At 34.4% G+C, this 12,928-nt stretch carries 13 protein-coding genes; 5 read left to right on the forward strand and 8 right to left on the reverse strand.

The window, feature by feature from the left end; translation table 11 throughout:
• Nucleotides 1–57 precede the first annotated feature (57 nt).
• Nucleotides 58–369, reverse strand: a complete 312-nt coding sequence (locus tag FVB9532_RS19425) for a hypothetical protein (protein ID WP_194716487.1) — start codon at nucleotides 367–369, stop codon at nucleotides 58–60.
• Nucleotides 370–529: 160 nt separating this feature from the next.
• Here FVB9532_RS19425 and FVB9532_RS05260 point away from each other — a divergent pair, with 160 nt between their 5' ends.
• From FVB9532_RS05260 to FVB9532_RS05275, 4 genes are read left to right on the forward strand one after another with little or no spacing between them, the layout of a single operon-like run.
• Entirely contained in the window at nucleotides 530–1,438 is a 909-nt protein-coding gene (locus FVB9532_RS05260; RefSeq protein WP_150544156.1) for a 1-aminocyclopropane-1-carboxylate deaminase/D-cysteine desulfhydrase, read from the forward strand.
• Nucleotides 1,438–2,313 (forward strand): glucosaminidase domain-containing protein, encoded by an 876-nt coding sequence (locus tag FVB9532_RS05265; protein ID WP_150544157.1) that lies wholly within the window; start codon nucleotides 1,438–1,440, stop codon nucleotides 2,311–2,313. The genes FVB9532_RS05260 and FVB9532_RS05265 overlap by 1 nt, the downstream gene beginning before the upstream one ends.
• Before the next feature lie 14 nt (nucleotides 2,314–2,327).
• Nucleotides 2,328–3,617, forward strand: coding sequence for a glutamate-1-semialdehyde 2,1-aminomutase (gene hemL / locus FVB9532_RS05270; RefSeq protein ID WP_150544158.1), 1,290 nt, complete (start codon nucleotides 2,328–2,330; stop codon nucleotides 3,615–3,617).
• Nucleotides 3,618–3,636: 19 nt separating this feature from the next.
• Nucleotides 3,637–4,071, forward strand: coding sequence for a GNAT family N-acetyltransferase (locus tag FVB9532_RS05275; protein WP_150544159.1), 435 nt, complete (start codon nucleotides 3,637–3,639; stop codon nucleotides 4,069–4,071).
• 2 nt (nucleotides 4,072–4,073) lie between these two features.
• Here FVB9532_RS05275 and FVB9532_RS05280 read toward each other — a convergent pair whose 3' ends face one another.
• Entirely contained in the window at nucleotides 4,074–5,597 is a 1,524-nt protein-coding gene (locus FVB9532_RS05280; RefSeq protein WP_150544160.1) for a GH3 auxin-responsive promoter family protein, read from the reverse strand.
• A gap of 91 nt (nucleotides 5,598–5,688) precedes the next feature.
• On the opposite strand from FVB9532_RS05280, the gene FVB9532_RS05285 reads away from it, so the two are divergent.
• Entirely contained in the window at nucleotides 5,689–6,489 is an 801-nt protein-coding gene (locus FVB9532_RS05285; protein ID WP_150544161.1) for a DUF2797 domain-containing protein, read from the forward strand.
• Here the strand turns inward: FVB9532_RS05285 and FVB9532_RS05290 are convergent.
• The 6 genes from FVB9532_RS05290 to FVB9532_RS05315 form a co-directional block, all read right to left on the reverse strand.
• Complete coding sequence (locus FVB9532_RS05290; protein ID WP_150544162.1) at nucleotides 6,478–7,554, reverse strand: alanine racemase; 1,077 nt, start codon at nucleotides 7,552–7,554, stop codon at nucleotides 6,478–6,480. The two genes, FVB9532_RS05285 and FVB9532_RS05290, sit on opposite strands and share 12 nt — an antisense overlap.
• Before the next feature lie 322 nt (nucleotides 7,555–7,876).
• Nucleotides 7,877–8,320: a GNAT family N-acetyltransferase gene (locus FVB9532_RS05295; protein ID WP_150544163.1), complete on the reverse strand. Its 444-nt coding sequence runs from the start codon at nucleotides 8,318–8,320 to the stop codon at nucleotides 7,877–7,879.
• Nucleotides 8,321–8,323: 3 nt separating this feature from the next.
• Nucleotides 8,324–8,518 carry a 30S ribosomal protein S21 gene (gene rpsU / locus FVB9532_RS05300; RefSeq protein ID WP_150544164.1) on the reverse strand — a complete coding sequence of 65 codons (195 nt, stop codon included), beginning with the start codon at nucleotides 8,516–8,518 and terminating at the stop codon, nucleotides 8,324–8,326.
• A gap of 175 nt (nucleotides 8,519–8,693) precedes the next feature.
• Nucleotides 8,694–9,563 (reverse strand): sigma-70 family RNA polymerase sigma factor, encoded by an 870-nt coding sequence (locus FVB9532_RS05305; protein WP_150544165.1) that lies wholly within the window; start codon nucleotides 9,561–9,563, stop codon nucleotides 8,694–8,696.
• Between the two features lie 18 nt (nucleotides 9,564–9,581).
• Nucleotides 9,582–12,230 (reverse strand): AsmA-like C-terminal region-containing protein, encoded by a 2,649-nt coding sequence (locus FVB9532_RS05310; protein ID WP_150544166.1) that lies wholly within the window; start codon nucleotides 12,228–12,230, stop codon nucleotides 9,582–9,584.
• The gene (locus tag FVB9532_RS05315) at nucleotides 12,227–12,922 is read right to left on the reverse strand and encodes a queuosine precursor transporter (protein ID WP_150544167.1); all 696 of its coding nucleotides are present in this window, start codon (nucleotides 12,920–12,922) and stop codon (nucleotides 12,227–12,229) included. The genes FVB9532_RS05310 and FVB9532_RS05315 overlap by 4 nt, the downstream gene beginning before the upstream one ends.
• Between the last annotated feature and the right edge of the window lie 6 nt (nucleotides 12,923–12,928).

A 12,928-nucleotide genomic window follows, 5' to 3' on the forward strand; every position in this document is an offset into this window, starting at 1 on the left:
ATTATTTCACGTTAATTTTTACTGAGTCAACTTCTTGATTAGCGCCTCATGAAATTATTATAGTTGTTTTGTTGTTATGTTTTTGTTGCAGGTAGGTATTACAAATGTGTTTTCGTAAATTGATTCCCTTTCCGAAGTATAGTGGCTTACAGTTCGTCTGCGGTAAATTAAAATTGAATTATCGATATCAAAATCAATAATAATTGGAGTTGCTGAATTATTTTGTGATAACACTAAATGCGAAAATAATATTTCGGGATTTAAAGAATTTATCTCTAATTCATTGTCTAGCTTTATAGTTTCTGTTCTAATTTTTGCGAAACCTGAAATAGATAGAAAAAGAAAAGATAGAGCTATTAATTTTTGCATAAAGAGTTAAAAAAAAGGCTAAAATTAGAGATATCATTAATTTAAATTTCTAAAAATTAGTAGTTTTCGATAAAAGAGCAAAGTCTTTCGATTAACTGTTTTTTATGGGTTTACGGTGATTTTTTATATTTAATAATCTAATTTTGTTTCACTTAATCTTATGATAGGTTCTATTAAAAAAAATCAAAGAATTCTAAAGAGTTCTCTTGTAGAGATTTACATTAAGCGGGAAGATTTATTACATCCGTTTGTTTCTGGAAATAAATTCAGAAAACTAAAATATAATCTATTGCAAGCTCAAAAGGAGCAGAAAGAAACTGTAGTAACTTTTGGCGGAGCTTTTTCAAATCATATCGCAGCTACAGCTGCTGCTTGTCAGGAACGAGGTCTAAAAAGTGTGGGGATTATTCGCGGCGATGAATTGGGTGATAATCTTCAACAAACCTTAGCAGGCAATCCAACTTTAGAATTTGCAAATAGCTGTGGAATGAAATTTAAGTTTGTTTCAAGAACTACTTATCGAGAAAAGAATAGTGCTGATTTTTTAGCTTCCATAGAAAAAGAGTTTCCTAATAGTTTTCTCGTGCCAGAGGGAGGTACGAATGATTTAGCTGTAAAAGGATGTGAAGAAATTTTAGCCGATGAAGATAGTCAATTCGATATTATTTGTTGTGCAGTGGGAACCGGTGGAACTATTTCAGGTTTAATCAATTCTTCCAAAGAACATCAGACAATTTATGGATTTCCGGCGCTTAAAGGTGATTTTTTGAAAAAAGAAATCGATAAATTTGCCCAAAAAAAGAACTATCAATTAATAATAGATTATCATTTTGGCGGTTATGCTAAAGTAAATGTGGAGTTAATTGAATTTATTAATAAGTTTAAGCTAGAAAATAATATTCCGTTAGATCCAATTTATACCGGCAAAATGGCTTATGGAGTTTTCGATATGTTGAAGAAAGGAAAATTAGATAATAAAAAAGTATTGATGATCCATACAGGAGGATTACAAGGAATAGAAGGAATGAATCAACGATTAGCAAAGAAAAATTTACCTTTAATTAAGTGATGAAATTAAAATTAGTAACAAGTATTGTGATAATAGCGTTAATACTTTCTGCTTGCGGAGGCGCAAAGAAGAAACGTAATGGCTATAATAAAAGAAAAAGAGCAGCTAATACAGAGGTGGTAGAAAGGCCAAAGTCTTCTGAAGCAAAAACTCCCAAAAAGGTAGCGGAAGGAAAAGTTGAGGAAATTAATGAAACTGAGAGTTCAAGAGAGAATAACGCTCCGGTTTTTAAAAATAACGTAGAACGCTACGTTTATAATTTTGCAGACATTGCCAAAGATGAAATGAAACTTTATGGTATTCCTGCAAGTATTACTTTGGCACAAGGGGTTTTGGAATCGAATGCTGGTCAAGGTGAATTAACATTAAAGTCCAATAATCATTTTGGGATAAAATGCAATGGCTGGCAAGGTGAAAAAGTATATCATGATGATGATGCATTGGATGAATGTTTCAGAAAATATAACAATCCAAAATATTCATTTCGGGATCACTCACTTTTCTTAACAGATAGAAGGAGATACGCTGCTTTATTCAAATTGAATCGTGATGATTATAAAGCTTGGGCTTATGGCTTAAAATCTGCCGGTTATGCAACAGATCCCAAGTATCCCGCTAAATTAATTAGTATTATTGAGCGTTACGAGCTTTACAAATATGATGATGAAGTTTTAGGTAATGGAAACCGAAAAGGAAAAGCTAATGATGAAAAGAAAGTGGATTATACCAGTATTCGCTATACTGTGAAAAAAGGCGATACATTGTATAGTATTTCTAAGAAATATGGATTAAGCATAGAGGAATTAAAAAAACTTAATAACTTAAAATCAAACAATCTTGCTATAGGACAAAAACTCTACGTGAAGTCTTTATAACAAAAATATAATTTATGATATACCAAAGAAGCAGTCAACTTTTTCAAGAAGCAAAAAAATATATTCCCGGTGGGGTGAATTCACCAGTTCGAGCCTTTAGTGCTGTTGGTGGCGATCCAATTTTTATAAAAGAAGCCAAAGGAGCGTATTTGTATGATGAAGACGGCAATAAATTGATCGATTATATCAACTCTTGGGGGCCCATGATTTTAGGCCACGCTCACGAGCCGGTAATTAATGCCGTCATTGAAAAAACAAAAAAAGGAACTTCTTTTGGAACACCCACCGAAATAGAAACTAAAATTGCTCAACTAGCCGTTTCTATGGTTCCTAATATCGATAAGATAAGAATGGTCAATAGTGGGACCGAAGCCTGTATGAGTGCGGTAAGACTGGCAAGAGGTTTTACCAAAAAAGACAAAATTATCAAGTTTGCCGGTTGCTATCACGGGCATAGTGATTCTTTTTTAATACAAGCAGGAAGTGGGGCCGTTACTTTTGGAACGCCCAACAGCCCTGGAGTTACCAAGGGAACTGCTCAGGATACTTTGTTGGCACAGTACAATAATTTACTTTCTGTAGAAGAACTAATCAACGCCAATCAAGGAGAAATAGCCTGTGTTATTTTAGAACCGGTGGCAGGAAATATGGGCTGTATTCCGCCACAAAAAGGATTTCTAGAAGGACTTCGAAGGTTGTGTGATGAGAACGATATCCTTCTCATTTTTGATGAAGTGATGACCGGGTTTCGATTAGCTCCAGGTGGTGCACAAGAATTACTTAACGTAAATGCCGATATTGTGACCTTCGGAAAAGTAATTGGTGGCGGTTTGCCTGTCGGAGCTTTTGCGGCAAGAGATGAAATTATGAGCCATTTAGCACCCAATGGGCCGGTTTACCAAGCAGGAACTTTAAGTGGGAATCCATTAGCCATGGCGGCAGGTTTAGCCATGCTTACTGAGTTGAATGAAAAACGAGAAATTTTTGATAGTATTAATGAGAAAACCGCTTACCTAAGGGACGGAATTAAAAATGTGCTCAATAGAAATAAAATAGACCATACCATCAATCAATTAGGTTCGATGATTTCGGTACATTTTGCGAAAGAACCGGTAATCGATTTCGAATCGGCTGCTTTGGGGAATAATGAACGCTTCAAGAAATTTTTCCACGGAATGATGGAAAATGGCGTTTATATTGCACCAAGTTCTTTTGAAACTTGGTTTATTTCTGAAGCGCTTTCTACCGAAGATTTAGATGCGACGATCCAAGCAGTAGATAAAGTAACCTACAAAGATTTTTAGAATATTATAAAGTCTAACGATGAAAAATGAAGTTGAATTTTGTGTGTTGTCACAAGACGATTTTGCTGAAATTATTCCGTTAGCACATCAATTAAATCCCAAACTTTCTGAAGAAGAATTAAAAGATTTTCTTTTTCAGATGTTTGGGTTTTCTAATTACTATTGTTTTGGTTTGCGAGAAAACAATAGTTTAATAGCTATTTCTAGCGGTTGGGTTACGGTAAGGTTCTATTCAGGAAAGCAACTGGAAGTAGATAATGTAGTAGTAGATCAAAAGTTTCAATCTAAAGGTTACGGTAAGCTTTTATTTCAGCATATTGAAAATTGGGCGAAAGAGCAAGATTGCAATTCGGTTGAATTAAATACGTATTTAGAAAACCGAAGATCGCACAAATTTTATCATCAAAATGCTTACTCCATTTTAGGGTTTCACTTTTGTAAGTTTTTAAAGTGATTCTATTCTAAATGTTTATTGATTTCTAATAATTCTTCGATATAATCTCGCTTGTTAGAAAGCCGAGGGATTTTATGTTGACCGCCAAGTTTTCCGTGATTTTTAGACCATTGATAAAATAAGCCTTGTTTGGCTTGGTTTATTTTCAGCATATTTAAGGTCGTGTTATTAGAGCGTTTGGCTTCATAATCACTATTTAAGGTTTGTAATGTTTGGTCTAAGGTTTTTTGAAAATGCATTAAGTTATCAGGGGGTGTTTTAAATTCAATAATCCATTCGTGTGCCCCTTTTTCGCTACCTTCCATAAAAATAGGGCCTGCGGTGTAATCAACGATCTCACAATCGGTAAGTTGGGATACTTTTTTTAAAGCTTCTTCTGCATTTTCAATGATTAACTCTTCTCCAAAAACATTAATATGGTGCTTAGTCCTTCCGGTAACTTTAATTCGGTATGGGCTTAAGGAAGTGAATCTAATGGTGTCACCAATTTTATAACGCCATAAACCGGCATTGGTGGTAATAACCACGGCATAGTTTTTTCCGGTTTCTACTTCACTTAATGGAATAATTTCTTCTTCATGACTTCCGTAAGAATCCATCGGAATAAACTCATAGAAAATTCCGTAGTCAAGCATTAGCAATAATTCATTACTAAAGTTCTGGTCCTGTACCGCAAAGAATCCTTCCGAAGCATTATAAATTTCATAATATTTAAAATTATCGCTAGGGATTAATTTTCTGTATTGCTCTTTGTAAGGCTCAAAGCTTACGCCGCCATGAAAGTAAACTTCCAAATCCGGCCAAACTTCCAATAAACTGGATTTATGTGTGGTTTTAATAATGTTATTCAGCAAAACGAGCATCCAAGAAGGAACACCGGCAATACTGGTGACATTTTCTTTAATCGTACAATCTACCACCGCTTGCATTTTCTTTTCAAAATCACTCATCAAAGAGATTTCACTGTTTGGAGTGCTGCTGTAACTCGCCCAAAACGGCATATTGTCAATTAAAATAGCGGAAAGGTCGCCAAATGCCGTTCCATTTTCCCGATACAATTCTTTACTTCCTCCTAAACGCAAGCTTTTGCCGGTAAATAATTGAGAATCTTCATTATTGTTTAAGTAGAGGCAAAGCAAATCTTTACTGGCCGCATAATGGCAATCTTCTAAAGATTCAGGGCTTACAGGGATAAATTTACTTTTGGCATTGGTGGTGCCACTAGATTTGGCAAACCATTTTATGGGAGTTGGCCAGAAAATATTGTTTTCTCCCCTTCGGGAGCGTTCAATTAGCGGTTCTACATTTTCGTAATTTTGAATGGGAACACGCTCAGCAAAATCTTTATAATTCTTTATCGATTTGAAATCGTATTCTCTTCCTATTTGGGTATTTTTGGCCATCCCTATTAAATGATGCAACAGTTCATTTTGTACCTCATTTGGGTATTTCATGAAAAGTTCCATCTGGTGGATGCGCTTCTTCAAAAACCAAGAAGCAATGGAATTTACTATAGGAATTGGCATTTAATCGCGTATATTTAAAATCGGGTTGTACTAACTATAAAAATATAATTATTTTAAGCTCCTCAAAAGCTTTCAGGTAAAATTTCTTCTTATGCAATACAAAGGTGTACTTCGTAAAATGAAAACAGAATTAAATTCTGAGGTTCAGTATTTTATGATTTTTGAAAATGATTTTATTCACGTTAATCAGCTGTTGGATAAAAAAATAAGTATCACTTTTATCGGCTATCAGTGCTTAAATTGTGGCAAGGATAAGAAGATTTTTAGACAAGGTTTCTGTTATGATTGTTTTTATGAAACTCCGCGTGCCGGAGATTGGATCATGAAACCAGAGTTAAGTAAAGCACATCTAGATGAAGAAGATCGTGATTTGGAGTATGAGAAAAAAGCACAGTTGCAACCGCATATTGTTTATCTGGCAAATTCGAGTAATGTAAAAGTTGGGGTAACCCGAAAATCTCAAGTGCCAACAAGGTGGATAGATCAAGGAGCGCACGAAGCGATTGAAATTGTTGAAGTACCTAATCGGTATTTAGCCGGAATTACAGAAGTAGCTCTAAAACCTCATATTTCTGATAAGACAAATTGGAGAACGATGCTGAAAAATGAGATTGAGGATGTGAATTTGGAGGAAACCCGTGATAAGTTAAAGCAGTATCTTCCCGACGAAGTGCAGGAATATTATTTAGCTTCCAACAAAGAGACTGAGATTAAATTTCCTGTATTGGAATATCCAAAGAAATTAAAAACCTTGAACCTTGATAAGCAACCTGATTACGAAGGCAAATTAAAAGGGATAAAAGGGCAATACCTGATTTTTGATGATCATACTGTTTTTAATGTACGAAGCTACGAAGGCTATAAAGTAGAGCTTCAGGTATTAGTCGATTAATTTTTTCTGAATATATTTTGAATTCATTACCCGGAGAGCTCCCATATAAGTCATTTTAAAACTAATGGTATCACCAATTTTATAGTCTTTTTTAGATTGGGAGACATCGAGTACCAACATATCTGAACTCGCTCCGATAAATTTCAAGGTTTTATCGGTAGGGAAGAGGAAGTCAACTTTAGAAATATCGAGCAGGCCAATATCTAAAATGGCTCTTTTTTGGGTTGAACCATAATCGTCTTCGTTAATTTCAGTTTTTTCCCCGGAAGGATTATTTTCAATTCTACCATACGGAACAACGGGTTTCTCGGTGATTTCGATGATTTCTGAATTCAATAGAAATACATCATCTTTCATGCCTTCAATTGTTGAATTTTCAAAAAGGTCACTACCAAAAAACAGCGTTTCCCCAATTCGAAAGTGATTCACACCTTTAGGAATTTGTCCTTTCAGTAATAATGGAACCATTACAGAAGAACCTCCAGAAACGCCTTTGATTTTTTTACCGAATTTAGCTTCAATTAATTGCTCGTATAAACTTAATTGAATCAATTTATCTTTACTGGGCATGACTCCATTTAGGCAGTTGAGGTTGGCACCAATACCGGCAACTTCAATATTGGGAAGTTCAAATACTTTTTGATAGAAATCAATGAGATGATCTCCCATAATTCCTTCACGTAAATCACCTAGTTCAATCATGATAATAATTCGGTGAATTTTGTTTTGGCGTTTTGCTTCTTCCGAAAGCCACTTGATAGTGATATACTCTGTATTAAAACTTACATCTGCATATTGAATAATGTCTTTAATGCTATTCTTGGAAGGCGGTTTTATATAGATGGTTTCCTTTTCGGGATGTAACTCTTTAATGATTTGAAGATTACCTAACCGGGCGTCGCAAACTTGCTCTTCACCTAAATTTAAGATATAGTCTAAAAAGGTTTTGTTACCACAGAGCATCTTTAAAACCGGAGCCCAGTCCATGTCGTGCTCCCCAAATAAATTTTGTAAATAGGAGTAATTATGTTCTAAGGAAGATTTGCTTAGGGTAACGTAAGCCATAGCTGTTTTTTAATCATTAAATATACGAATAGTGAACTGATTATTCGAATAAGAATAAGTTCAAAGCCAAGCTGGATGTTAATTTTGAAAAATATAAGCAGCAATGAAGTAAAGCCGAAACCACTAAAGAATTAGGAGAGAGGTACTAAATCAGGATTTCCAAGGCAAGCGTAGCTACTACAGAAAGTCTAAAACGAAACCAGCGCATTTCAGGAATGCTAATATACTAATTTTGTTCGCTTATTTTTTGTAAATCTAAAAAGCCTAATGGCTAAAATTAAGAGTAGGTAAATGCAACATAAAAGCAGTCTGTGATAGAGTTTTATTTGCTTAGTCGCATTTCTAGGTATTTATTGGTGAAACCTAATTTTTCGTAGAGCTTCTTTGCCGGGTTATCAGGTTCCACGTGAAGTGCAATATCTCCTTTGGTTAGCTCGGTAGCTTTTTGCATTAATTGTTTTCCAATACCTTGACCACGGGTATCTTCATGAACAGCAATGTAAACCAGAATGTTTTCGGGAATGTACCCAGACATTCCGGTTTCATTGATTATCGTAGCTCCTACAATTTTATCTTCATCTTTTGCAATAAGTGCAAATCCTCCGGTTTGATTAGGTAGATTGCCAGTTGCATAGTTAATGCAATTTAAAATATGCTGTTTAGGGTCTCCGTATTCACCTAAGTGAGTGTGGAGAAAGTTTACCATCTCTTCTTTCTCTGCCTCAGTAGGCTTTTGGTTAGAATTATAAATGGTAAAGGTGGTCATATTCTAAAATTCTTCTTGATCTTTTAAAGACTGAATATAAGCCGCTTTTTGAATTTGTTGTCTTTTAGCAACAGAAGGCTTGGTGAATTGTTGTCTGTCTCTTAATTTCTGAAGTGTTTTAGTATCTCTAAATTTTCTTTTTAAACGCTTTAGGGCACGTTCAATTTTTTCTCCGTCTTTTACTTTTACTATAAGCATAAATTAATTTTAAAACGTTAATTGCTTTAGAACCTTTCTAAAGTTACTGAATGTCTCAACAAACTAGATATGATTTTTTGAGCGGCCTGCTCAAAAGAGGTGTTGGAAAATTCAGTTTGCAAACATATATATAATAAAAGAAAATAACTGAAAATAAAAGCTATTTATCCAATATTTAACCTAAATAATTTTTTAAGATTTTGTTTTTAGAAGAATTCCGTAGTTTTCTTATTCCTTTTTCACGAATTTGTCTTACTCGTTCCCGCGTTAAACCAAAGGTAGTTCCAATTTCTTCTAGACTCATGGGGCGTTCTCCATTTAAGCCAAAAAACAATCTGATCACATCGGCTTCTCGTTCAGAAAGGGTGTCTAGAGCACGATTAATTTCTGTATTTAAGGATTCGTGCAATAATTGGGCATCCGGATTAGGCGATTCTCCAGATTTTACTACGTCGTATAAACTGGAAGAACTGTCTTCACCTTCTCTTAAAGGTGCATCCATAGAGAGGTGCCTTCCAGAGTTTTTTAATGATTGTCTTACATCAGAAATTGTCATGTCCAATTCTTTGGCCAATTCTTCTGGAGTTGGAGGACGTTCGTGATATTGTTCTAAGGTGGCAAAAGCTTTATTAATTTTGCTAATGCTTCCAATTTTGTTGAGCGGTAAGCGTACAATTCTTGATTGTTCAGCTAAAGCTTGTAGAATGGATTGCCTAATCCACCAAACCGCATAGGAAATAAATTTAAATCCGCGGGTTTCATCAAAACGTTTGGCCGCTTTTACTAAGCCCACATTTCCTTCGTTAATTAAATCGGGAAGGGTTAGGCCTTGATTTTGGTACTGTTTGGCAACAGAAACCACAAAACGTAAATTGGCTTTTGTTAAACGTTCTAAAGCAATTTGATCGCCTTGTTTTATGCGCTGAGCTAATTCTACCTCTTCATCAGCAGTAATCAACTCTTCCTTACTTATATCTTGTAAATATTTGTCTAAGGAGACAGATTCCCTGTTAGTAACCTGCTTAGTTATTTTTAACTGTCTCATTCAATTTGTGTTAGATTATTATTTGTTATCTTTTTTCTTCCCGAAAAGCCCGTTTAAAACTTTACCAGCAGCTTCTTTAACCTTGTCTTCATCACTTTTTGTTTCTTCTTTGGTATCGGTATCTTGAGCATTCTCATTTGGGGTATTATTTTCTTTATTACCGCCTAGAAGGTCTTTCAGTTTGTTACCTACTTCTTCTTTTGCTTTGTCTTTTAAGCGGTCTTTTTGTTTGTCTATAATTTGTTGCGATAATTCAGTTACCGCTTGCTTCATATTTAATTTAATCTGTGGGTTGTTAAAACTTCCCGATAAACCAATAGGTAATTCTACTTTGGTGTTTTCTAGATCGGTTTGTGTTAAACTTGCTAAACCTCCACTAATTTCATTGCCCAGATACTTGGCAGGAATATCTAATTCGAGGTTGTAATTCATAATATTATCAAAACTGTGGGTACCGCCCACAGTGATACCTATATCTTTTATGTCGAAGGTGAATGGGTTGACTTCAATTTGACCGTTATTGAATTTAAAATTAGTGGCTAAATCTTTTAAAGTTAAATTATCTAAATTTAGAAAATTCAATTCACCATTTAATTTTGATAATAAAGGTGTTTTCTCTGTATCAACTTCAGCATTTAATATTTCAGCAAAAGCATTTCCTCCTAATGAAGTTAGTATTGGTGTTAATTCTTGGGTTAAATTACCACTGAGGTTAATTTTTGTATTTAATGTTCCTTGTAGTGCTTTGGCTAATGGAGCTAAATGTTGAATAAGTTCTAAGTTCTGAAAAGATTCAACAATATCAATTCTGTTTAAATTGAGTTGCATGTCGAATACAGGAGTCGTATTTTTAGTAGAAACATTACCATTAATGCCAATATTTCCTCCAAAAATATCTGCAGAAACATTTTCTAAAGAGGCGGTTTCATCTTTAATAGCTAAAGCTCCTTTGGTATTTTTCAAGGTTAAATTATCATAGATAACATTATTCGCCGTAAAATCTAATTTGGCATCTAAGAAAGATGGAATTTTAATGGCCTCTTCACCGCTTGGCGTTGTTGTTTTTTCTGCCGTTTTTTCTTCGTTGGGCTTTTCTTCGGTTTCAGCAACCATAAAATCGTTCACCGAGAATGTATTTGATTGAACGTTGAATCGTCCCTTCAATTTTTGGTCTGAAAATAAATAACCCATCAAGTTGTCTAGTGTTCCGGTGATTCTTGCATCGGTTTGCCCAGATTTGATGTCCATTTCTTCCAAGGTAACTTTTGAAGTGTTGAAGTTTAAACTTGCTTTTGAAATGTTTACATCGTTTGGAATTTCGGGAGAAGTATATTTAAAGTCACTAATACTGGCACGACCGCTACTTCTTACGTTTTGATATTGTTCTTTTTCAATAGAATTCATATCAAAATTAGTAGTAAGGTTCGCATTTAAAATTCCGTTTAAATCCATATCTAAATCTAAAGGATAGGCTTTTTCTAGGTTCGCTAAATTTAAAGTTCCGTTGGCGGTTAAATTAATTAACGGATTGTCCATTAAATTTTTAAAATTCCCTTTTACAGCAAACCTATCTTGGTCTATTCTAAAGTTCAATTTATCAAGGTTTACATACGTATCGGCTAGGATTCCTGTTTCGTTTTTTAACACAGCATCAATGCTAATATCTTGCACTTTCTTAGGAAGGTCAGGATATTTAAAGGAAGCATTATCACTTTTCATGGAAATATCCATCATTGGGATATGGTCTTCATCTACAATTCCTTTAATTTCTCCGTTTACGGTAAAATCTCCCGTTGTTTCCACACCGTCTAAGTTTTTAGCATAGGTTTCAGGGATTACACCTAAAAAGTTTTTAAAATCAGACGATGGTGTTTTAAAGGTAAGGTCTATTTCTTGATTATTTTCATTTATTTTTATAAAACCATCAAAGGTAAGTGGTAACTGATTGATTAAGGCTTTGTTTTCTAAAAAGGTATATTTTTGGTTGGCCAAATCCATTTCAAAATCGGCATCCAGTTTTACGCTGTTTTTATTGAGGTAATTAATGCTATCCAATTCAAAAGAAACAATAGCTTCCGTATTGGTCTCTAATTTGGTTTTATCGGCGGTGAAATCACCATTACCGTAATGGTTAAAATCGGTAATCCTTAAAAAGGTTTTGGTGCTTTCATCTAGATAATTAATTCGGGAATTATTGATTTCGTAATGCTGAATGTCTAATGAAAGTCCGCTACCGCCACTGTTGGTTTGTGTAGTGGTAGTGTCGCTGGTTTTTTTAGCAATATCGTAATTCGCATTTCCTAAAGAATCTACTTTAATATTGATATAGGCATTATTTAAATCCAGTTCGTTAATGCTATAGGGCCCGCCTTTAAACAGTTGCGGAATTCCTAAACTTAAGCCAAGCTCTTCACTCGTGGCAAGTGTATCGCCTTCAAAAGGAGCTTTGTTGATAACGCTTAAATTTTTCAGCTTTAATTCAGCATCAGGAAAACTACTAAATAAGCTTAAGTCCAATTCTTCCCATTCAACTTTAGCATTTACACTCTTGTTAATGGAATTTTTTACCGCTTTTTCAATAGGGCCTTTAAATAAAATTGGCGCTAAAATGATTAAAACCACTAGAAGTAAGATAACAATCCCTACTATTTTTAATACTTTTTTCATTGTTGTTCTAATATTAATTCTTCACATTTTTTGAGTTTAAATTTCTTCCTCATTATAAAAACTCCTAAGTACAATAAGGGGGTGTCGCAAATAGCGACTAATACTTTAAAAAGGAAACCGCTTAACAGCAGGCCTACAAAAAGTTCCCATTCTATTTGCCCAAAAGTGCATAGTAAGAAGAGAACGCTAAAAGTATCTACAAACTGAGATAAAAATGTAGAAAAATTATTACGTAACCATAGATGTTTGCCTTTTGTTAACTTTTTCCAGAAATGATAAATCTGAATATCAATATACTGCGCAAATAAATACGCCATCATCGAAGCAAAAACGGCAATTGCTGTATTACCAAAAACTTTTGTGAAAAGATCATCATCAATAGGTGACCAACCTGTAGCCGGTACTGCCGCAGACGTGTAAACTATTAATAACGAAAATACAGAAGCAAAAATACCGGTGGTCACCACTTGGTTGGCTTTTTTCTTCCCGTAAATCTCACTGACTAAATCGGTAATTAAAAAAGTGATGGGGTAAGGTAAAATCCCCACCGAAATTTCAAACTTATATAATCCGAAAAAATCCCAATAGAAAAATTTCTGAAAAATAAGGTTTGAAACCACCAAAGAAGTAATGAATAAAGTTGCTAAAATTAAATAAACCCGATATGCTGCAATTTTCTTCTCTAAATTCAATGGAAC

This window comes from Mesonia oceanica, assembly GCF_902499555.1.
Lineage (GTDB): Bacteria > Bacteroidota > Bacteroidia > Flavobacteriales > Flavobacteriaceae > Mesonia > Mesonia oceanica.